At 39.7% G+C, this 21,279-nt stretch carries 27 protein-coding genes; 13 read left to right on the top strand and 14 right to left on the bottom strand.

Annotated features, from left to right (window positions below; all coding sequences use genetic code 11):
• Positions 1 to 272: 272 nt before the first annotated feature.
• From B3297_RS23745 to B3297_RS23735, 3 genes are all read right to left on the bottom strand, one after another.
• Entirely contained in the window at positions 273 to 869 is a 597-nt protein-coding gene (locus tag B3297_RS23745; protein ID WP_286779614.1) for an outer membrane beta-barrel protein, read from the bottom strand.
• Between the two features lie 25 nt (positions 870 to 894).
• Positions 895 to 1,086, bottom strand: a complete 192-nt coding sequence (locus B3297_RS23740) for a hypothetical protein (protein ID WP_201638914.1) — start codon at positions 1,084 to 1,086, stop codon at positions 895 to 897.
• A 195-nt stretch (positions 1,087 to 1,281) separates the two neighbouring features.
• Positions 1,282 to 1,731, bottom strand: a complete 450-nt coding sequence (locus B3297_RS23735) for a protein-disulfide reductase DsbD domain-containing protein (RefSeq protein WP_286710075.1) — start codon at positions 1,729 to 1,731, stop codon at positions 1,282 to 1,284.
• 366 nt (positions 1,732 to 2,097) lie between these two features.
• On the opposite strand from B3297_RS23735, the gene B3297_RS23730 reads away from it, so the two are divergent.
• Together B3297_RS23730 and B3297_RS23725 are read left to right on the top strand one after the other, a co-directional pair.
• Positions 2,098 to 2,607 carry a ClbS/DfsB family four-helix bundle protein gene (locus B3297_RS23730; protein WP_201638913.1) on the top strand — a complete coding sequence of 170 codons (510 nt, stop codon included), beginning with the start codon at positions 2,098 to 2,100 and terminating at the stop codon, positions 2,605 to 2,607.
• 52 nt (positions 2,608 to 2,659) lie between these two features.
• Entirely contained in the window at positions 2,660 to 2,812 is a 153-nt protein-coding gene (locus B3297_RS23725) for a lmo0937 family membrane protein (protein WP_112376008.1), read from the top strand.
• A 106-nt stretch (positions 2,813 to 2,918) separates the two neighbouring features.
• Here B3297_RS23725 and B3297_RS23720 read toward each other — a convergent pair whose 3' ends face one another.
• Positions 2,919 to 3,425, bottom strand: a complete 507-nt coding sequence (locus B3297_RS23720) for a pyridoxamine 5'-phosphate oxidase family protein (RefSeq protein WP_201638912.1) — start codon at positions 3,423 to 3,425, stop codon at positions 2,919 to 2,921.
• A gap of 182 nt (positions 3,426 to 3,607) precedes the next feature.
• On the opposite strand from B3297_RS23720, the gene B3297_RS23715 reads away from it, so the two are divergent.
• Both B3297_RS23715 and B3297_RS23710 read left to right on the top strand, forming a co-directional pair.
• The gene (locus B3297_RS23715) at positions 3,608 to 4,861 is read left to right on the top strand and encodes a putative DNA modification/repair radical SAM protein (RefSeq protein WP_115050405.1); all 1,254 of its coding nucleotides are present in this window, start codon (positions 3,608 to 3,610) and stop codon (positions 4,859 to 4,861) included.
• Positions 4,861 to 5,619: a TIGR03915 family putative DNA repair protein gene (locus tag B3297_RS23710; RefSeq protein WP_201638911.1), complete on the top strand. Its 759-nt coding sequence runs from the start codon at positions 4,861 to 4,863 to the stop codon at positions 5,617 to 5,619. The genes B3297_RS23715 and B3297_RS23710 overlap by 1 nt, the downstream gene beginning before the upstream one ends.
• Positions 5,620 to 5,668: 49 nt before the next feature.
• Here the strand turns inward: B3297_RS23710 and B3297_RS23705 are convergent, their stop codons facing one another.
• The 6 genes from B3297_RS23705 to B3297_RS23680 form a co-directional block, all read right to left on the bottom strand.
• Positions 5,669 to 5,842: a hypothetical protein gene (locus B3297_RS23705; protein WP_167450493.1), complete on the bottom strand. Its 174-nt coding sequence runs from the start codon at positions 5,840 to 5,842 to the stop codon at positions 5,669 to 5,671.
• Between the two features lie 487 nt (positions 5,843 to 6,329).
• A complete protein-coding gene (locus B3297_RS23700; protein WP_286779613.1) occupies positions 6,330 to 7,196 on the bottom strand; it encodes a helix-turn-helix domain-containing protein in 867 nt (288 codons plus the stop codon).
• A gap of 40 nt (positions 7,197 to 7,236) precedes the next feature.
• On the bottom strand, positions 7,237 to 7,584 hold the full coding sequence (locus tag B3297_RS23695) for a hypothetical protein (RefSeq protein ID WP_286779612.1): 348 nt from the start codon (positions 7,582 to 7,584) through the stop codon (positions 7,237 to 7,239).
• 48 nt (positions 7,585 to 7,632) lie between these two features.
• Positions 7,633 to 8,124 (bottom strand): c-type cytochrome, encoded by a 492-nt coding sequence (locus B3297_RS23690; RefSeq protein WP_286779611.1) that lies wholly within the window; start codon positions 8,122 to 8,124, stop codon positions 7,633 to 7,635.
• Between the two features lie 42 nt (positions 8,125 to 8,166).
• Complete coding sequence (locus B3297_RS23685; RefSeq protein ID WP_286779610.1) at positions 8,167 to 9,021, bottom strand: FixH family protein; 855 nt, start codon at positions 9,019 to 9,021, stop codon at positions 8,167 to 8,169.
• Between the two features lie 83 nt (positions 9,022 to 9,104).
• Positions 9,105 to 9,482: a hypothetical protein gene (locus B3297_RS23680; RefSeq protein WP_115050395.1), complete on the bottom strand. Its 378-nt coding sequence runs from the start codon at positions 9,480 to 9,482 to the stop codon at positions 9,105 to 9,107.
• Between the two features lie 134 nt (positions 9,483 to 9,616).
• On the opposite strand from B3297_RS23680, the gene B3297_RS23675 reads away from it, so the two are divergent.
• Complete coding sequence (locus B3297_RS23675; protein ID WP_286779609.1) at positions 9,617 to 10,321, top strand: hypothetical protein; 705 nt, start codon at positions 9,617 to 9,619, stop codon at positions 10,319 to 10,321.
• A gap of 221 nt (positions 10,322 to 10,542) precedes the next feature.
• The gene (locus B3297_RS23670) at positions 10,543 to 11,229 is read left to right on the top strand and encodes a class I SAM-dependent methyltransferase (protein WP_167450492.1); all 687 of its coding nucleotides are present in this window, start codon (positions 10,543 to 10,545) and stop codon (positions 11,227 to 11,229) included.
• A 167-nt stretch (positions 11,230 to 11,396) separates the two neighbouring features.
• Here B3297_RS23670 and B3297_RS23665 read toward each other — a convergent pair whose 3' ends face one another.
• Positions 11,397 to 12,290: a sensor histidine kinase gene (locus B3297_RS23665; protein WP_070568121.1), complete on the bottom strand. Its 894-nt coding sequence runs from the start codon at positions 12,288 to 12,290 to the stop codon at positions 11,397 to 11,399.
• 202 nt (positions 12,291 to 12,492) lie between these two features.
• Between B3297_RS23665 and B3297_RS23660 the strand changes: the two genes are divergently transcribed.
• From B3297_RS23660 to B3297_RS23650, 3 genes are read left to right on the top strand one after another with little or no spacing between them, the layout of a single operon-like run.
• Complete coding sequence (locus B3297_RS23660) at positions 12,493 to 13,587, top strand: zinc-binding dehydrogenase (protein WP_286779608.1); 1,095 nt, start codon at positions 12,493 to 12,495, stop codon at positions 13,585 to 13,587.
• Entirely contained in the window at positions 13,587 to 14,300 is a 714-nt protein-coding gene (locus B3297_RS23655) for an MFS transporter (RefSeq protein WP_115050389.1), read from the top strand. Before B3297_RS23660 ends, B3297_RS23655 begins: the two co-directional genes overlap by 1 nt.
• A complete protein-coding gene (locus B3297_RS23650) occupies positions 14,297 to 14,869 on the top strand; it encodes an MFS transporter (protein WP_376745385.1) in 573 nt (190 codons plus the stop codon). Before B3297_RS23655 ends, B3297_RS23650 begins: the two co-directional genes overlap by 4 nt.
• Positions 14,870 to 15,213: 344 nt before the next feature.
• Here B3297_RS23650 and B3297_RS23645 read toward each other — a convergent pair whose 3' ends face one another.
• Positions 15,214 to 15,558, bottom strand: a complete 345-nt coding sequence (locus tag B3297_RS23645; protein WP_172462489.1) for a mechanosensitive ion channel — start codon at positions 15,556 to 15,558, stop codon at positions 15,214 to 15,216.
• A gap of 525 nt (positions 15,559 to 16,083) precedes the next feature.
• Here B3297_RS23645 and B3297_RS23640 point away from each other — a divergent pair.
• Complete coding sequence (locus tag B3297_RS23640; protein ID WP_115050329.1) at positions 16,084 to 16,299, top strand: hypothetical protein; 216 nt, start codon at positions 16,084 to 16,086, stop codon at positions 16,297 to 16,299.
• A 44-nt stretch (positions 16,300 to 16,343) separates the two neighbouring features.
• Here B3297_RS23640 and B3297_RS23635 read toward each other — a convergent pair whose 3' ends face one another.
• A complete protein-coding gene (locus tag B3297_RS23635) occupies positions 16,344 to 16,841 on the bottom strand; it encodes a transposase (protein ID WP_286766644.1) in 498 nt (165 codons plus the stop codon).
• 95 nt (positions 16,842 to 16,936) lie between these two features.
• Between B3297_RS23635 and B3297_RS23630 the strand changes: the two genes are divergently transcribed.
• The gene (locus B3297_RS23630; RefSeq protein WP_286779607.1) at positions 16,937 to 17,908 is read left to right on the top strand and encodes a helix-turn-helix domain-containing protein; all 972 of its coding nucleotides are present in this window, start codon (positions 16,937 to 16,939) and stop codon (positions 17,906 to 17,908) included.
• A 190-nt stretch (positions 17,909 to 18,098) separates the two neighbouring features.
• Positions 18,099 to 19,559 carry a tagaturonate reductase gene (locus B3297_RS23625; RefSeq protein WP_286779606.1) on the top strand — a complete coding sequence of 487 codons (1,461 nt, stop codon included), beginning with the start codon at positions 18,099 to 18,101 and terminating at the stop codon, positions 19,557 to 19,559.
• A gap of 51 nt (positions 19,560 to 19,610) precedes the next feature.
• Here the strand turns inward: B3297_RS23625 and B3297_RS23620 are convergent, their stop codons facing one another.
• On the bottom strand, positions 19,611 to 20,534 hold the full coding sequence (locus B3297_RS23620) for a hypothetical protein (protein ID WP_286766647.1): 924 nt from the start codon (positions 20,532 to 20,534) through the stop codon (positions 19,611 to 19,613).
• A gap of 189 nt (positions 20,535 to 20,723) precedes the next feature.
• Between B3297_RS23620 and B3297_RS23615 the strand changes: the two genes are divergently transcribed.
• Complete coding sequence (locus B3297_RS23615; protein ID WP_286766648.1) at positions 20,724 to 21,203, top strand: hypothetical protein; 480 nt, start codon at positions 20,724 to 20,726, stop codon at positions 21,201 to 21,203.
• Positions 21,204 to 21,279: the final 76 nt, after the last annotated feature.

Genomic DNA, 21,279 nt, shown 5'->3' with positions numbered 1-21,279 from the left:
GATCAGCATCCCGGTATTTGCAGTCTAGTTTGATAAACGGGGAAAATCCTTCAGCCCTATAGGAGCTCCATCCTCCATCAGCCCGTTACAAGTACATCGATTGGTGTGTCGAGCTAGTCCTGCAAATATCCATGATATCCAGCAATAAACATCTCCACAACAAATCGTAAATCATTAATAAAATTAAAGCCGCCTGATGTAGCAAAATCAGAGCGGCTCAGCTTACAGCACAGGAAAGTCTGCAAAGGTTACCTACCAGTGAAACTATTAGCTTAAAACAAACGCACTTTAAATCCCAGTTGATACTGGTCAATATGTGCATCCCAATTGTCTACAATTTTATTATTCTTTTTGAATTGTCGGTATCTAAAATACAGCGCGCCAAGATCTATCCCTAATGCGTAACCTATCCGTGTACGACTGTTGAACGCTGGTTTTCCATCATTAAGTTTATACCTGTCGTCGTTGAGCAACATATTCAAGTCTAGGCCACCCAAGATTGAAAATTTTCTCGTAAAATTAATTTTTAGGTATAGGGGTGTATTGAGATATTTCAGCGAACGGGTCCCCTTGGATAAGCCTCCAGCAAGAGATGCCGTGTTACCATTGACACGAATTCTGGTTAAGTTGTAACTAGGCTCAACTTGAATATCCATCTTGCTATTAAGTCCAAAAATCAAATCCCTTCCCAATTGATATCCCATTCTATTGGCGCCAAATGCATTGCCACTTGCACGCGAAATATTACCACCCACCCGAAGTCCAAACCCCATTTGTCCGTAACATGCGGTCTCGAAACATAACAATCCCATGATCAAAAAACTAACTAGTGTACAATGCTTCAACTTTAATCGATCTATCTTTATCATTTTTATCATAAAACACACCATTACATTAGACCGATGACTGTTTTCCTGCAATTCTATCCTCGGCCGTCAAGGCATATTTTTCACTTAGGGTCATTACTGCGTTTACAATATCTCGAACCCTTTCAATGGTGTGAAAATATAACTGTGGGTTGTGGTTCTTGCGGTAACTATGCACTAAAAAAAGATCTGCCTGCTCAAGTAAGTTTGTGTAATCCATTTAAACAAAGCTAAAATTTCGTAAAAAATAGATTTAACATATTATACCAAAGGGCTTATTTTTTATACCAAAAGCCCCCTTTAAACAAAAAAGGCTAGGTGTGATTACCTAGCCTTTATCCTTAATTTTCCTTTTTCTATCAATTATCCTAAGCACCAAATCGCTTTAGATCGTTAATTGCTTTTATTTATTAGACTATTTGATCGTTACAGCAAAAGCATATTCATCTGGAGGAAGACATTGTGAAGCGTCACAAGCTTGCCATTCTACGGTACCTTTTACTGTTGCTGTTCCTTTCTTGAGCGAAACCTTTTGCTGAAAGATCACTTCATTGGTGAAGTATCCCACATCCATTTTGAAAACCTCTTCGTGTTTGATCTTCGGTTTTGGTTCAGCTGTCTTACCGACCAAAACGTAGTCAGCAGCTTTACCGAAATTGAAAGATGTTGGAATTGGGCCACCGTCTTTTACATTTTGGGAGTAAATGTGCCAACCATTTTGAATAGTAGCCTTCACATAGACCATAGCTTCTTTGTTGTTCAATTTTTTGCTGGCCACAGTCCATTTAACAGGCTTATGAATCTGAGCGAATGCGCCCGAAACGACGAACATAACCACGGTTAGTAACAATAAAATCTTTTTCATCTTTGTATCAATTTTTCAGTTTATTATTTCATTGGCAGTACATCTTAGACAGTATTTCCCGTATGAAAGATCCTGTCTAAATACTTACAACAATATTCGTTATAAACAGAATAAAATACAACACCACTTTAATAAAACAATAAATTTTACCAAAAAACACACATAAAACCATATTTTTTACAATTTAAAGTTGATTGTTTTTTCAATTACAATAATATATTCAAAAACCTTATCAGACTAAAACAAAAGGCATTGTCAAACATTGTCTGCTGTGGGCTTGTGAACACGTTCTGCTCTACAACTCCATCCCAAGCTAATCAATTATACATAATTATTTGTATCTTATGTATAATTCACATTTATGCCATGGCTATACCAACCACAAAAGACGAACTACTTCAAGCTATCCGTATAAATTACAGCAAGCTTGTCTGTGAACTTTCCGATATTCCGAACGATCAAACTAATCTTCTTATACTCCAGGGTCATGCTAAAGGAACAGTAATGAGTATAAATAACCTAATTTCCTATTTAATTGGCTGGGGTGAGCTGGTTCTCAAATGGAATAAGAAAAGTGAAGATGGCAAAGAGGTTGATTTTCCGGAGACTGGTTTTAAATGGAATGAGCTAGGCAAACTGGCTCAAAAATTTTATCAGGATTATAACAATCTAGATTTTAATACTTTGTGCGCAAAACTAGACCAAACTGTTTTAAAAATTGTGGAACTCATTGAGCAAAAGACAGACATGCAGCTTTATGGTGTATCGTGGTATGAAAAATGGACCTTAGGCAGAATGATTCAATTTAACACCGCTTCACCTTATCAAAATGCAGTCGGGAGGATCCGTAAGTGGAAAAAAGAGAAAAAATACTAAACCATCGCTGGATAAGTATTGTTATTCAATAAACACATATATATTCATTACTATGGGAAATCTATTATATACTATCGCTGTTATTTTGGTCCTGATATGGGCAATCAGTTTTTTTGGAGGCTTTGTTGGCGGAGGGCTAATTCATATTCTTTTGGTAATTGCAATCATCGCAGTACTTTTACGTGTGATCAAAGGAAACGCGTAACAGATTTTTTCGATAAAAGTTTGGTTAGAAAAAAGGTCCTCATTTTGGAAAAGAGGACCTTTTTAGGGTGCTAATTACTGTGTTGATATTATAGATTCCGTTTATATTAAATATTAAGATCTCCTTCTTTACCTATATCTTGTGTATTGCCTGTAACAGCCGCTTTCAACAGTTTAAACAAGTTGATGACCATATTTGAGTTTGAATCCCAATAATGCGCTTCTTCAGGTGTGATCTGTAGCAATTGGATATTGGGATCTTCTTTTCCTTTCTTAAACCAGCCTTCCATCATTTTGTTCCAATAACGGTCTATCCTTTCCTGATCCCGCGAAAGACTTGCTTTACCGTTTATACTCAAAAAGGTGTAGGTTTTGGGATCGGCATAAAATAGGGAAACTTTGGGATCCTGTGAGATATTTTTAAACGTCTCACTTTCTGCCGAACAGATGTACCAAATGTCACCATTTGCATCCACTTCCTGTCTGCTCATCGGAACACCATGGGGATAGTCAGAATCCGATGGAAATGAACAGACTGTTCCCACATCAATTTGATCGACGATCCCTTTTAGCTTTTCTAGCGCTTCTTTATTATTCAAATTATTCTCTGCCATAATATGTAGTTTATTCATGAACAAAATCCCGTCACAAATCGTTTATTTTTTTAGCAAATTTGGGCATCCTCTCGCAGTTGAAGATGAATAGTACGAACCTAAAAAAGCAAATCAAGTAATTTTACGGGTATTTATTACTAATAATATTAGTAATTTTACAGCAAATTATTGGAGAACATATCATGTTTGGTTTTGATGATAAATTGCAAATATTAGCTGATGCCGCTAAATACGACGTAAGTTGCAGTTCAAGTGGAAGTAAACGAAAAAATAGTGGTGGAATAGGCGATTCATCGGCTAGTGGCATTTGTCATACCTACACCGAAGATGGCCGTTGCGTCTCTCTACTAAAAATTTTAATGACCAATTACTGCATCTACAACTGTTCCTTTTGTGTTAGCCGACGTAGCAACGACGTGCAACGCGCAGCATTTTCGGTGAAGGAAGTTGTCGAATTGACCATGAATTTCTACCGTCGAAATTACATCGAAGGTCTTTTTTTAAGTTCGGGTATTTTCAAATCTGCAGACTACACCATGGAACGCTTAATGTTAGTTGTCAAGAAACTTCGGACGGAAGAACGTTTTAATGGTTATATCCACCTCAAAGCCATCCCCGGAGCAAGTGAATCATTATTAAAAGAAGCAGGTTTATATGTTGACCGAATGAGTGTAAACCTCGAAATTCCTACTGAGGAGGGACTCAAACTTGTTGCTCCGGAAAAGGATCATCAGTCCGTTCGCGAGCCTCTGGGGATTATTAAAAATGAAATTCTCAATCTTCGTCAGGATCGAAAAAAAGACAAGAAAGCACCCTTATTTGTACCAGCAGGCCAAAGTACGCAGCTGGTTATTGGAGCAACTCCAGAGAGCGACCTACAGATTATGCAGGCGGCCAATACATTCTATAAAGATTACAATCTCAAACGGGTGTATTATTCGGGTTATATTCCCATCAACGCGACCGATTCCAACCTTCCCCAAATTGGAACAACACCGCCTCTTGTACGTGAAAACAGACTTTATCAGACAGATTGGCTACTTCGATTTTATGGTTTTTCGCTTCATGAAATACTCAACAGCACGCATCAACATCTCGATCTAGAAATAGACCCTAAGCTTGCTTGGGCGCTACGCAACCCGCAATTCTTTCCTATCGACATCAACAGCGCTACTTATGAGTGGATTATCCGAATCCCGGGTATTGGCAGGCAATCTGCCAACAAAATTGTACAGTCGCGCAAATATGGAAAATTAAAGGAATATCAACTTCGAAAAATGGGAATTGCCTATAATCGCGCCAAATATTTTATGGTTTGCCAGGATACACTCATCGCTGGAGGCTTCCACTATCCCGAAAACATCAGAAAGTCTATTCTTGAAAGTAATCCTCGTACACAAGCCAAGGCTTCCAATACACAGCTAACACTTTTCTAATGGACTATATTTTTGACGGAAGTTATTCCGGTTACCTCTGTTGTGTATTTGAAGCTTTTGAACGGAAAGAATTTGATAGCATTCCCACAGCAGAAAAGTCTATGGCAATTAGTATTTTTTCGGAAAAGCGAAAGGTTCATACTGAGGTTAAAAAAGCCATGCGCATTTTAGTGGGAATGGAAAAAATACTTGGAGCACAAGAAACAAAAATCTTTTATCATAATTTTTTGTCCGATAATCAATCTGAATGGCTCAATGGATTTCAATTGATTGTTGAACTTTTTCGAAGGGGAAAATTAGATATACGCAATTATGGATACCCACCCATACTCCGTATCCATCAGACAGTCAAAAAGATCAGCCGCGAACGACACCGCATGAAAGCTTTTATCCGATTTGTCAAGTCTAACGATAATCTCTACACAGCCATCGTTGAACCCGATTTCAATGTGATTCCCCTGGTTGTAGACTTCTTTAAAAACCGATTCGCCGACCAGTGCTGGTTAATTTATGATATACGGCGAAACTATGGCTTCCATTATGATGGCAAAAATATCTTGGAGGTATACAACAACAATAAAGACGAGGTTCAAGATCCATATCAACTAGAAGTGGATCTCGATCCTCAAGAAAAAGATTATCAGCATCTCTGGAAGACTTATTTTAAAAGTACCTCTATTGAATCACGCAAAAACCTGAAGCTTCATTTAAGACATGTTCCCAAACGTTACTGGAAATATCTCGTCGAAAAACAATAAGTACCTAAATACTATAAGTCCCAAAATAGCGAAAATCCCGTTCATAAAATCATTTTGATCCACCAAACAACTTGCTGATCAACCAAATGACAATTGCGACTACGACAACAACCAATAGGATACCCGACCATACGCCTGCTTTAAATATACCTTCAATTGCTGCACAACTCGACACGAGCATCAATAAACTCGACATGAGCGCAAATGGAATTATCTTTTTCATAAATACCTGTTTTTATTATTAATCGTAAGTATGACAATGCTGGCATAGAAAATGTTTTACAGCAAAGACGTTCATGTACTTTTTACTTCTCATTGTCGATTCATCTGATATTTTCACTGTATTAAATACCTGAGCAGTCCGTATTTTTTTGTCAAATAATGAACGCTCTACGTTATTTATGCCCTAAAAATACGGTTAGCGAGCCTAGGGAAAGTTTTGGGTACAGCATTTGATTCTGTTTACACAAATAGCAAAATAAAATTTAAACAACAATTGACTAAAGATATGGATACGATACACCAAAAAGCACAAAAAATGGGATTGGAAAAAGGTTATTATCTATTACTAATGGCTATATTGGATTTACCTGTTGATGGTAAGGAAAAATCGGAAAAGAAAAAATAAGGTTGCGTAGGCTACAGGACATTTTTTTTGAAAAGTAAAGCCTTTTTCAACTACATGAAAAAGGCTTTTAATCATATTTACATCAACAATTTTTCCTAAACTCCTCAGGACTCATTCCTTTATTTGCTTTAAAAAAAGTACTGAAATATGGTACATTTTCAAAACCGAGTTCAAAGGCAATTTCTTTTACCGTTTTAAAGGTATGATAAAGCAATCGCTCGGCCTCCAATAGTATCCGTCCGCGGATAATAGTACCGCAGCTCGTCGATCTGTTTTTTCGACAAATCCGATTAAGATAGTTGATCGATATATTCAATTGCTCTGCGTAAAATGACGGATAACGCTGCTGCGCATAATGACTATCAACCAAAGATTCGAAACTCCGGATTTTATCGTCATCTTCCTCCTGCTTTGCAGCCACATGATCGACCACGATTTGCCTTCCCAAAATCTGGAGCAGCATGGTTAAGTAGCGGCTCAATACACCGTGAGCACTCAATTTAACTGAATTATAAGCTGTTTCCATCAAACTTACTATATGTAGACAACTGATGATATCTTCTTTCGATAGCACAAAAGCGTGTTTACATCTACTCCTTAAAAAATGAAAGAAGTTTCTTACAGCAGTGTTCTTACTTTCCATGAGAAAGGATGCTGTAAATAAGACACTGTATCCTTCTACAGACGAACCTGCATGAAAACTACACACACAATTTGAATTTATGCTGATTATATCATGGGCAGCAATAATCTGTACGCTCTGATCCGCTACCATAGACAGTTCACCACTATTGACAAACAAAAGGGTATAAAAAGACCTTAGGTGGAGCGTATTTTGATTTGCTTTAGCTTGTAAAAAAGCTGCTATAGGCATAATAACGATTCCCTGCGAAGTGGAATCAATATCTTCTAATTTTAGAAAATCTAGTTTCTCTTTTCGTATTACCATTTCTTTATGATTATTCTGTGAAAAAATATTTGTGGAATAATCAAATGATTGGCGGTCTAAAAACTTCAGGCAGTATACCTCCGAAGGTATCGGAGACAAAGTCTTTCGGATAGACAGTTTTCACAGCAGGTACTATTGGAGAGTACAGCAAGACTTCCTTCACATACTGCACAAAGACCAATATTTCAATCCCCTTCATTTTGGCGAGCACATTGTTCACATCCTTTTGTTCAACCGTCTTTTCGCTAAGGAAACAGAAGCCTTTACAGCTCACTGCCGGTTCAAAACGATTGACACAGAGGTTTTGCTCGATATAGGTACGATTGCACTCAAATTCAATAAATGCCCACAACAGATTGGTTGCCTGCACACATATTGCCCAAGCCATTGTCATTCAAAACCACCATCTACAGTGTTGAGACTTCATTGATCCGATCTATTTTGTAGTGCTATTACGTTCGCGCAAATATTCTAAAATAGCACGTGCCTCTTCTTGCTTCAAGCCCAAACTAATCATTGGCGACCCATACTCCTTACTCAGTGCTTTCGCGTCAGCATCTTTCTCCAGCATGGATGCCGGATCTAGCATCATGTTCATAATCCACTCCGGGGTACGACGTTTGATGACAGCGTCCAACGATGGACCTACCAATGTACGATCAAAACTATGGCACATTGCACATTTCGACACAAATAGTTCTACGCCCCTATTTGCAAGCTGCGCATCAAAAGGTTTGTGTTCGAAGGAAGAAATAGTTCCCACCCCTTTGGGCCCCTCGGTTTTATAATCGAGCATGGTCCCAGACTCAACTGCGGAAGGTTGCTGGGCACTATTTTCCTTCTTGACTTTTGTCGCCTCATTTCCGCTACACGCCAGTATAGCTACAAAACCGAAACAGCCTAGGATTACGTTGATTCTCTTTTTCATTTTTATTTTTTAAGTATATTGGTAAAATAAATTCTGTTTGTATTAAGTGACCTGCACTAGATATTTTATATCATCCTGATTTGATTTTTTGCCCGCTTTCCATAGTTCGACAATGACTTCCCAACGACCAGGCATAGAAAAATTAACAGTGCCTTCATAGTAACCATTACCTGTACTTTCAGCAGCAAAATTTTCCGAAGACCCCGTTTCCGTAGTAGGCCTATTGGTCTTTAGTTTAATGACATAATGATCTAATACCGGAAAATGATGACCATCCATTTTATTCATTAAAAATCGGATGGGATGCCTTCCCTGCTTTACGCTATCAGGCAATAGGCAGGAAATAAATACGCGGCTATCGTCTCTGGTTCCAGAGCTCATTGTTCGCATGGTTGCTGCTGCAGTAACCGGAATCTTGATGGCAAGTGTATCTTTTATGCGATTGTGACTACGTATCGTATGTAATTGCCAGCCCTTCCCCATCTGCGGGATATCCGCCATAATAAAAACCATTGGGCTGCTATACCAGCCTTCGCCGAGCGCGACGGGATGCTCAAAGGGGCCTCCATGCTTCATACGTCCCATACTCATTTCTGGATAGAAATCAAGGGATTTGTCATTGATCGGAATTCCCGAGGTATCTCTTAAACGCAGATAAATGGTATGGTATTTATTGTTGAGTTTGGCATCCGCATATATGGTATAATTGGTAACATCCCAAACAGTATCCGCTATACGGACCAGATCGGATTCCTTAGGCAAGATAAAATCCGTAGCTTTCTTACCGTTCTTTTTTGAATGATCGGCAGTACAGGGTGAAGTTGAAAAAGCAACTGAAAATGCGAGTAGCAGTAAGATTACGCCCCCGACAGTCCCGACACGGGAATATAAATTCATATGTATTAATTTAAATCTTTTGAAAATAGACAGTACCTGCCATCAGTCAATATGCCGACAGCCCGTACGAAAAGCAAAATGACTTAAACCAAAGGTGGATGAAAAATAGTAAAGATTGGTCTATAGCTATAGTTTGCCTGATATGCTGGAAGTAAGGTTTCCGCAGCCGCTTCTTCAAAAAAAGCGATATCAAGGTTAAAACGTTGCTGATTATTGATAAATACAACGTCGATTATACGAGATTCCAGGTTCTTTTGTTCCTTCTCCTCATGTTCACGCATTTTCTTCATCAAGATACATTGTCCTCTACAGGAAAGTGCCTTTTCGTTGAATCGATTGATACACTCATTCTTAGCAATATAATCTCTGTTAAATTCAAAAACAGTCCATAGCCATACCGACGAGAAGCTCTGCAGGAGCATCAGCGGCAGTAGAATCCATATCAATTGTTTCGCTTTCATGTATCGCTAGTGCAGCAAATATACTAATTATTGACATACCAGCAACGAACTGCCTCTTTTCAAAACGCTCAAATGTTTTCTAAAACATCAAGAAGTTTTAGTACATTTAGCTAAAAATCACGCGCTTTGAACAAATGAAGTTTAATCCTCTTTTAGTCATTAAATTATTACTTGGGCTGTTTATCTGTATCGGAATAGCTTTGACAATATTCATGATGGTTCATGGCAGCAAAATTGTGGGGGCTTATGTCGTTTCTGTACTTTTCATACTATTCCCCGGTATTATCCTGTACGGTATGACCCTTGGATTTCGAGTATCCGAGAAAACCATAACACGACAGATTGCCCAACAGGAAAGTGTAACATCCGATCATAAAGGCATATCCTATCAAATCCCCTTGCTAAAAACAACCCAATTTATCTCCTGGGAAATTATCGAGACCATTATCTACTGCAACTACCACAGCGACGATCAGGCGGAGTTCAGCTTTTATCTGACACAACCGGCAATTCAAATCGCGTCAGAAAAGCCAGGATGGATAGCGAAAGTTCTCTTACCCTTGATAAAAAGAAGTAAAAAGGTCGTTATTTACGAAAATTGCATCAATTTTCGCGAAATCCCGAAAATGCTAGAAAAAAATTTTTCCTCCATCAACCCTGTTGACATAAACGAAGTCCATGGAAAAGGTACATTACTGAGATCAAAGACCACCTTAAGGGAAAATACGATTCAGATCGAAGAATATTGGAAACCTAATCCAAATTTTGAACCTGAAAAAGTTATTTATGATCGATACAACCGGACGATTGATGAACTAAAACAATCAAAAAACAGCTAAAATTTGTTTTCCTGGGCAAATTCACCCACGTCGTCGTGCAACATTCAACAGGTATTGCTTATTATTTAATATTACGTTTGTGGATTGGCTGGGTGATATTTATGTCCGCAGCTGAGGCAAGCAGAATAAAAATCCAAAACAAACTGATCGGAGATATGACATAAATTCCAGCAATTGTTGCTGATAAAATGGATAAATTTGTACCTGTTAACACTATTGCGATGATTAAAAGAATAACAGCATATTGGAATGACCGTAGTAGCTCCTGGCGCAAGGAAAGGGATGAAGCTTGGTCCAGGCCGGAGACCGAACGCTGGCTAGCGTTTTTCAAGTCCGTCCGTAGCCAGGCTTCGGGCAATAAGGTACTTGAAGTCGGTACTGCTACGGGATATTTCGCCAACATTATGACCCTTGCGGGTTTTGAGGTTACTGCCGTTGACCTCTCCCCGCAGATGATTGAATATGCAAAACTCGTCAGCCAAGAACTAGAACTTCGCGTAGACTATCGGGTCATGGATGCGCAAGTACTACAGTTTGAAGCCAACACCTTTGACTTCGTCTTCACCAGGTTGATGACGTGGACCATCCCCGATCTCGAAAAATGCTACCGCGAGATGGAACGTGTGCTCAAGCCGGGCGGAAAAATGATCAACCTAGATGCCGATTTTGGGAAAACGGTCTTTAGTACCGAAAGGCACGATGAATGTCCATCGGGCGCTATAGATCAGATCAATGACATCAAATCGGCATTAGACATCAGTGCACATCAACGTCCTGCCAAAGACATCGAACTATTGGAAGCAGTTGGATTTGGTTCTATTAAAGTCGATATGGATGCCCAAAATCGTATTCTTGAACTCCCTTTCGAAACTGAAGGACTTTTTATGCTAGAAGCTCTAAAGAAGTAAAACTTTTTTAAGACCTTTGAGGTGTTTTTCGTCTGGAAAAGACTCAAAATGATTGGTTTACGGATCTTTCATACCAACTGATCATTCATAAAAAACTAAGTTTGTCATTTAATTCTTCATAAAAAAAGCCCGATATAGATCGGGCTTTTATAGTAGATTGATTGTTATCAAGAGACAGCCTGATAAGCCTTCCGCGGAAACGAGATCCGAACAGAAACGCCTATACCATGCTGATTCTCGAACTGCATTTTTCCATCAATCCGTTTGATCAAATCCTTACAGAGGGAGATACCCAACCCTGCACCATTTTTGTTTTCAGATCTTTTACGGTCCCAGCTATTAACAAAATTTAAATTGTGGAGGACTTCTGATGAAAGTTCTTCCCCATCATTGCTAACGGTAAGCTCCCATCGATCGCTTTGGTCATCGATCAATTGCAGCACGATGCTACCGCCGACTCGTCCATATTTAATGGCGTTGCTAATCACATTTCTTAGCACAAAAGCGAGAGTTCCTTTATGTGTATGCGCGCAAAAATCTGGATTCACCGAATTTATGATCTGTATATTGAAACGTTGGATTTCTAGCGCATAGATTCCCAATACCGCATCAATTTGATCGCGAATATTACAGTTCTCTGTATTTTCAAGCTTATCTCGAAGTTGTGATTCTGTCCAAAGTAAAACCTCTTCCAACATCGTCCGCGATCTGGCCACCTGACCTTTTAGATTTAAAAAAATGAGTTTAAGATCCTCCTTATCAACGAGAGAAATATCATCAATCGCCAGCAAAATTTCGACCGATGCAAATGGTGCCCTGAGATCATGCGATGCAATGGATAGGACTTTAGTCTTGAAACTCTCAGCAATTTTTAACTCCTCATTATAATGATGAATACAAATTGCCTGTTCACTGAGGATACTGTTGGCAGTCGTTAATTTGAGCTGTTCGACCTTTAGCAACTGGTTCTTTCGGATTAAAAAGTAGATCAGTACACCTATCAGCGTTTTACTGATGACTATTCCAACAATAAGTAAAGTAATAATAGTTTGGCTTTGCACAATTTTTAGGTAATAAATTAATAATAATGACTAATGGAATATCAAAGCTAAACAATCACGTGCTAATTAAAAAATTTACCTTAAAACGAATCTCATTAATTTTGATCAATCGTTGACCTTATTCACAAAAACTTAATCATTTGAAAATATAGTATAAATAAACTTTGTTTAGTATCGCATAACTTATGTATTTTTATGCAAAATGAAACAACTAGCAACATATTACGTTTTTGATCAAGCTAATACGACGCTCGCTAAAGTGAGCAAACCTATTCCACCTTTGAAAGATGGCGAAATTTTGGTCAACATACGCTATACCACTCTTTGTGGTAGTGATCTTCATACCTATTGTGGGTTGCGAAACGAACCATGTCCTACGATTTTAGGTCATGAGATTGTGGGCGTTATCGCAGCGATTTCTTCTGATCATAGCGGACTTGATGCACGAGGCAATCAGCTACAGATTGGCGACCTAATTACCTGGACTGTTTTTTCCAGTGATCCCAATAGTGCCAATTATCAGCCGGAGATTCCGCAGGAAAACGATAAGATCTACAAATATGGTCACCGTCAGATAACCGAAATGGATGACCTTCATGGTGGATTGGCAACCCATATCATCTTACGGCCAAATACCTGCATACGAGTACTTCCAAAAGATATCTCTCCTGCAGTAGCTGCCACCATCAATTGTGCTGTTGCTACTTCGGCAGGAGCCCTTCGCCTGGCAGAGACCATTACGAAAAAAAACATTCATGTTGCAGGCATTGGATTATTGGGACTGGTTAGCATTGCCATGTGCAAGGAAATGGGTGCTAAAAGTATCATCGCTTCTGACACTAATCCTGCACGTTTAGAACTCGCTAAAAAATTTGGCGCGACAGCTACAATAGATCTACGTGAAACCACATCCAGCACAGCATTAGAAGCTACAGTTATAGACCGATTTATCGACATGAGCGGCTCGCCAGAGGCGATGGAGCTTGGCATCGATACATTGGTGCTCCATGGGAATGATGTTCTCGTAGGTGCCGTGTTTAAGCAGCGCTCTACTGGGATAGACGCCGAAAAAGTAATTCGAAAGATGCTCACGATCAAAGGACTGCATAATTACAACTATACCGATTTCTCTGTCGCTGTAGACTTTATCATTGAAAACTGGCAAAAGTATCCCTTTGAATCATTGATCGAACGTGAATTCCCACTTGCTGAAGTCAATGATGCAATAAGCTATGCGTTAACGCACAAACCAATACGAGCAGGTTTATTCGTCCACCCCTCAACGGAGCAGCTTTAATGGAAAGAAAATTTAGAAAAGATCAGTGGAAAATGTTGTTTGTAACCATGTTTTGTTACTTATTCTTTTACACAGGTCGACACAATTTTGGATGGGCAGCAAGAGGTATTGCCAAAGAGCTAGACATCAGTTTTCAGCAAGTAGGCTGGATCAGTTTTGCAATGTTAATGGGCTATGCGATCGGCCAGCTCATCAATGGAAATCTAGCCGATCGATGGAGTCCCAAAATGATGATTGTCGCTGGAGGAGGCTTGTCCATTCTCTGTAATCTCGCCATCAGTTTCGCTGGTTCTTATACAGCTATTTTGGTTCTTTGGACGCTGAACGGTTATTTCCAATCCATGGCATGGGGCTCAGGAGGTAAGCTTATTTCCAATTGGTGGAGCAGCTCCGAACGTGGCAAGGCTTTTGGCTTTTATACCATGGCTGCCGGAAGCTCCTCCGTTTTGACCTTTCTGATGGCTTTGGTACTCGTCCAACAGGAACAAAGCTGGCGTACCCTATTTCGCTATCCTATCCTATTTCTCGCCGGCGCATTATTGGTCTTTCTTTTTGTCGCATACAGCGACCCTAAAAAAAAGGCTATACTCCTGCTGACAAAAAAGAAGGAATCACGGATCAGGAAGACACATCAGAACAAGTTGCAGCATCAGAAAAACAAGAAAACTGGAAGCAGTCCTATCTGCATGTATTTCAGCATCGCAACTTTATGATCGCTTCGCTCGCCATCGGTTTTCAAAGTATGGCACGGTATGGTTTAATCTTTTGGGTACCGATCCACTTTTTAGGCAACAACTACAAAGAATCTTCAGGCAATATGTGGTTAACCTTACTCATCCCCATTGGGATGGCCCTTGGTGCTGTTTCTTTCGGATACATTTCAGACCTCGTCTTTAACAAAAACAGAAGTAAATCGATCGCTGCGGGTATGATGATCAGCTGCATTATTGCCCTTCTCATTTATTTGGTACCTATTCACAATCACCTCCTGATGGGCATACTCATGTTTACCTCAGGATTCTTTGTGTATGGTCCGCAAGCCAATTTCTGGACCCTGAGCCCAGATCTGCTTGGAACCAAACTTGTTGGAACAGGTATCGGCGTGATGAACATGTTTGCGTATGTATTTGCGGCCGTTGGTGAACCTTTGTTTGGTAAGCTGATAGATTACACAGGCAACACGGCCAATATATTTCTTTTTGTTGCATTGATATGTGCGATATGTGCAACAATCATTGGTTTTGTCCGAAGTCCAAAATCAATATCAAATAAAAAGCCATGATAAACCGAAAAAAATTCTTAAAAACTTGCAAAAATGCGTACCGACTTTGACACAGCTCCAACCGAGAAGTTGATGTTAGACATCAGAACTTAAAATTCGGTGTTATCACCGATCTACATTACGATCTGATGCAGGATGGGGACCGCCGTGCTCAAAGCTTTATCGATGCAATGAACCACGAACAACCCGACTTTATTATTTCCTTAAGTGATTTCTGTCTTCCCAAAGGAGGACATTCTACCCCATTTCTTCAAAAGTTGACTCTCGTAAACTAATGTGCTGATGCGACCATCAGTCAATAACATGGTAAAATAATCTTCTCTATTTGATCAGGCAGAGCAACTTTAATGATTGGGTTTCACTTTTGTTTCGCTATTGGTTTGATTGAGCATTACCTGTTGAATCGGCAAAGCCATATCGATACCTTCATCAGCAAACGCGTTATAAATCTTGGTTAATAGTCCGCTCTTGACACTACCACCGTCTTTAGATATTCTGACCCAAAAATAGAGTTCGACCACCACTGCCTGTGAGGTTACCTGTGCAAACTGCACAGCAGTACCCCCAGAAGAGAGAATCTGCTCGTCCTCATCCATTATTTTTTTGAGCAACTGAGTTACCCTTTCAAGATCTACCCCATATTTTACCTCAAGCCGAATGCAGAGACGTTTTTTTGCCCCGAGAGGCAAGTACTTGGTTATTTTTTTTTGGTGCCCGCCTATTTAAGCAGGTCCATACTTAATAACTTTGCATCCATACGATGCATCATTAGAATTTTATTTTTGATTTTACCGATCCTTGATTAAAAAATGGACCGGCTATTCGCCAATTGGTTACAAAGCAAAACTATGGCTTTCCGCAAAAAGGCTTTGCAACGAATAATTAAAAGAAGGGTAAAAATGTTTAAAACCTGTTATCAAGGACATCTCTAATTGATTTTAGCTAAAGATTCAAAGCCAACCTTTCGAACGAAAACAGCAAGTCTATGGGAAAAGCCTTTCGGGAAGGCCTATACAATGCAGCGATCAGCACGCTACGAAAAACAATTTAACGGAAAAAAATAATTTCTTATAATTTTTCATCTTTTGAAGAAATATCAACAATATTTCACATCTTTGAGTTGATTTATGCAATCGTTTAAATTAACCATTTAACGCATATTTTGGGTAATCTTACCCAACCTATTTTTTAAAGAAAAAAACGAACCAAACTTAATGGAATATTTTTCACTATTGAAACATCGTTCTGATGAAATCATTAAATTCATCGCTAATTGCGGTATATTTTCTTTACTTCTTAAAAATGGTCAGGTAATCCATTTTATACCGGACAATCCCGATCATTTTATGGAATGGCTGGGGAGTAAAGGCATCAAAGATATTAAAAGACAACAAACTAATCGGTTACAGGAAGAGGAGGCTGCTGTCTGATATTTTTCAGCGGTATCGCTCCGACACGGATAATATTTGTATTTTTATTCATCGTCTTTTTCTTTTATTTTCAATACGCAGATCAATAAAAAGTTGAGCATAAAAAATAGGACCACACGCACAATATTGAGATTGCGCCACTGCATGGCTTTCTCTTTCAGGATCAGGTCCACGGTATCGCTGTAGGGCAATCGCTGAAATTCCATCAGGGTGGGCGCAAAGTAGATCAAGGTCCAAATCCGAACGCTCAGATGGGCCAAAAACACGGCGACCATCAAATTCCGGCGCTTTTTTATTTTCCAATTATAACATAAAGCGACGATAAAGATAATTTCATGTAGGCTGTGCATGACAATCCAGAAAACCTTAAAATCCAGGGCATATGGCTTCTGAAAAACAATCAGAGAAGAAGGCGGCGCTACTGTCCACGCAGGCACCATGAGCGCTGTCTCCCAAAGCTGGGCGCCATTCATCAGAAAGTATGCACAAATTGAATAAAATAGCCAATGGGTAGCTTTGGAGAATGTAAAAGTATTTTGCATGTTGAGGAATTATCGTTAATTTTCTATACAAAACTACCTCGCTTCCATCGCATCAACTTGCAAAAAAAGGAGTAAAACTAGTAAATTAGGGAACCATGGGATTTGAATTCACCAACGAAGGAAAGCCATTTAAAATGGCCTTTGACGAAGAAAGCTTTAAGGGCAGTGATTTTAAAGATGAGGTCTTTAAAATCAAGCTATCTAATGGTGAGCTCTCGTCAAAACAGTGGATTTTTGATGGGATCAAAATCCTGTATACTGAAGCCGACCTCGACAGGCCCGTTGAACTTGACTGGACAGGCGATACCGAACTGGTAAGCATGCATTTTAACCTACAAGGGAGCACATCGATCCAACAGGATGGGATGAATGGTGCTTTTGAACTGAAAAAAAATCAGCACAACTTGTTTTACGGCACACAGGCTTCCGGTAAAATGAGGTTTGATGAACTAAAAATGAAATCCTTTATGATCCAATTACAGAAGGATGCTTTTTTGGATATATCAAAAAATGGAAACGAATCTCTTAAACGATTTGCCGATAGCATTGTAGCAGGGAAGCCCATCCTATTTTCCAAAGCCAATTTGAACATCGATCTATCCCAACTGAACTGCATTCATTCGATTTTGAACTGTAATTACACTGCCGATCTCAAAAAGTTATTTTTTCTTTCGAAGACCATTGAATTACTTGTCCTGCAAGCAGAGTCCTTCAATACTATCCAACATTCAAACTCCGCCTACCTCAAATATGACCACGATAAAGAACGGATTATATTCGCACGCGATTATCTAGTCAAAAATATGGAATCACCACCTTCGCTGATCGAACTGGCAAAGATAGCCGGTCTAAATGAATATAAACTCAAACGGGGATTTAAAGAAGTATTCCATCAAACTGCATTTTCTTATCTTTCCGACCTGCGTCTAGAGCTTGCTAAAAACCAGCTCCTCGAGGGTAAAAAACCGGTTACTGAAATCGCATTTGAAATGGGCTATTGTTCGCTGCAGCATTTCAGTACTGCATTTAAGAAAAAGTTTGCGGTAAGTCCCATCCAGGTCAAGTAGCATACTATTCCTTTCGAAGACAGGATGCTTATCGACCAAAAATAGTACAATATCGACCAATAAAGGCTGCTAGATTATTTTCATTTGTAAATAAGATAAAGATCCGTTAGACTTGTACTTAGATAAATATGCGCGCGTCATAAATAGTTGCGTCATCATTTTTGATTTTTAGAATCTAATCTTACGCCACATGAAGCTGTCTAAAGAAAATTTGATTAATATAGCTGTTCACAATATAGATCTACCCCACTCCTCCATTTTCGATTTACCCGAAAAAGTGATTCAGTTTGGGACAGGTTCCCTTTTGAGAGGACTACCCGATGATTTTATCCATCGGGCGAATCAGGCAGGGCTATTTAATGGACGAATTTTGGTTGTAAAATCAACTACCCAAGGTGACAGTTCAGCTTTCAATACACAGGATGCGCTATATACCCTCTGCGTGCAGGGTTATTCAAATGGAAAGATTGTCGATCGTCAGCAAGTAAATGCCTCCATTTCCAGGGTATTGTCGGCACAGCAAAGCTGGTCAGAAATTTTGGAAACTGCTACAAATCCGCAGATGGAAATCTTGCTATCCAATACCACAGAAGCAGGTCTGGTCGAAGATAAAGGTGACATCGGAGGTAATCCTCCGGCAAGCTTTGCCGCTAAAGTAACTGCATATCTCTATACCAGATTCCGTCATTTTAACGGCGATCCAAGCAAAGGACTTATTATTATTCCGACGGAACTCGTTCCCGACAATGCACAGGTACTTAAAAGAGTCATCCTTAAGATAGCTGAACGGCAAAATCTTAATTCCGAATTTGTCAGCTGGATTAAAGAGGCCAATCACTTTTGCAATTCACTCGTCGACCGTATCGTCCCAGGGAGTATCTCGAGCAGCAAGTTCCCCTATGAAGACCTACTCGCTATTATGGCCGAACCATATTGTCTCTGGGCAATAGAAACAGACAGTGAAACCGTAAAGAAACAACTTTCATTTGCAGCAATTGATTCTGCAGTTAAACTTGTAGCCAACATCGAGCAGTACAAAGAGATCAAACTACGTTTATTAAACGCAACCCATACCCTATGCTGCGGCATCGCGCTTTTGTCTTCTGTAGAATATGTGAAGGACTTTTTTCAGGTTCCTGCGTTTGAACGGTATATCCGCCATATTCTTTTCAACGAAATCGGCCCCACACTACAGCATTATGCCCATATTGAGCAAGCAGCATGGGAAGAGTTTGGCAGGGCGGTGATCGACCGTTTTAAAAATCCCTTTCTTGCCCACCGCTGGCATGCTATTGTTTTACAGTATACCACCAAGATGAAAATGCGTGTGTTTCCGCTGATCGCCCCATGGTATTCTTTTCAGGGCAAACCACCAGTGGGTCTAGCCATTGGTGTTGCGGCTTATCTGTTGGTCATTCGTGAAGCCGCCAGTGGAAGGCTTGTTTTTCAGGACGACCTCCAACCCAAGCTGAGCCAGTATATCAATGGTTTAAAGTCCACTCACGACTTACTGTCCGATAAGGATATCTGGGAGCTATCATTCGCGGACTATCCTGAATTTTCTAACCTGGTACAGGAATTAGTTGAATTTATCGAGGCCAACAGTATCGGGCAAGCAATTGAAAAATATCTAAAGATCAATGCCCACTAGAACCAAAATTAGATATGTGACTAGTCATTTCAGTAATGAAAGGACTTAACCTCATTCCAGTGTATGAATAGCCAGTATTAAACTTCGCATATCTTGCTGGATGGAACGAATGGTCGCCTGCAATTCATTGTGCATATTGGCTAGATCATGTAGTTCCTCGGCTGAAAAAGTTCCACCATCCTTAAAATAAAGCTGCTGCCGGGGACTATCCGGTTCATCATCCAAACCGTATTGCAACCAGCGCTGCCGCATTGTTTCAATCAAAGAAAAATTTTCAGCGTTGCTAAATTTTTTCTCGGACAGAATTCCCCAAACTGAGCTTGGGTAGATCTGCTGCTTATTATTTTGATACCAAATACTTTCAAGCATATTTCGCTGCAGCTGCATCTTGATCCTTTTACCTTTGGGGTTTAGTGTCATAAACCCCAATACGGCGGTGCCGCCCCCGCCAGCGATACTCAACCCATTGTTGAGACCATCATTTTTGACCGTGGTTGCAGTCACGGCTGTAACGGCTCCCAGTAGTATAGAAGCCACAGTCAGACGGGTCTGCGTTTTCGCATTCAGTTCGTCTATATAACCTGCGAGCTTATCGATACGCTCACCGTTACAATCCAACTCTGCTGCGATGGCATTCAGCTCTGTCTCAAACAGCATGTACCTTTCAATCATCTTTTGCTTGGCCGCCAATTTCAGCGTAGCATTATTCGCAGTCCCCAAAAACTGGATGATAGGTTCTGCCAGATTGAGATATCTGATCAGCACAAAATCATGGTAAGAAAAGATTTTCCTTAACTGAATACTGTCCGAGGCAGTGATTTCCTGTATTGGAATTGATCTATAGGCCACATTTGGCGCGCAGTAATTTGTTGTCAACGTATGTACCTGAACATTGTTGATCAAGGTCGAACAGGCTGTCAACAGCAATACGGACAAAAAGAGAAAGGATCTAAGCGTTAGAAGAATTATTTTCATTACCTGAGGTTATACCTTATTTTTTACAACAATAACCTTTTCATAATGTTTTTGATCGCCCTAATTTTACTTTAGAAGCGCCTCACTCCATATTTTTTAATATATTTAAAATGAAAACAGGAAATCCATTGTAGACAGATACAATGAAGGTGCACAATATACGAGCCTAGCAACATCAAAAGACCACTTATGAAGAAGACCACTTTTCGGAATCTATTTGTCGTACTATCTTTTATTGCTATTCTATTGCCCATTTATCCTTCCATCCGGTCGTATTTCAGCAAAACCTGTATCACCGAAAAATATGGCGTTCATTACAATGAACAGCGTAAGAAACTGGGCCTGTATCCCATTCCCGATAGCTGGGGCAGAAGAAATCTCGATTCTTCCATCATCTGGTATAATCCCATCGGCAATTTAGGACATCGTTGGAAAAATGTTTATTTTAAAGGCTGCAACATCAAGGAAGAACTGGATCTTTTCGCTTTCGGGTACGATGCCGAAAAGAGGCAATATACCAAAGTGCTGAAAGTGATGACTCGCTATAATATACAAGCGAAAGTGGTGGATCTCCGCTATAAATTGCAAACCGGGTCATACAGCAAACAAATAACGAAAATTGAAGCTGACTCATTAATCAGCACTTTAACGCTAAATGACTCCAAGTGATCCTTCATCAGTAAACTTTCCATAAAAAAACGGCATTGCACATTGTTCAATGCTGTTTTTTTATGGACATATCATA

Source organism: Sphingobacterium sp. UBA3519 (genome assembly GCF_002377215.1).
GTDB lineage: Bacteria > Bacteroidota > Bacteroidia > Sphingobacteriales > Sphingobacteriaceae > Sphingobacterium > Sphingobacterium multivorum.
The sequence above is the reverse complement of the archived record's forward strand: the minus strand, read 5'-3'. Positions and strand labels throughout refer to the sequence as shown.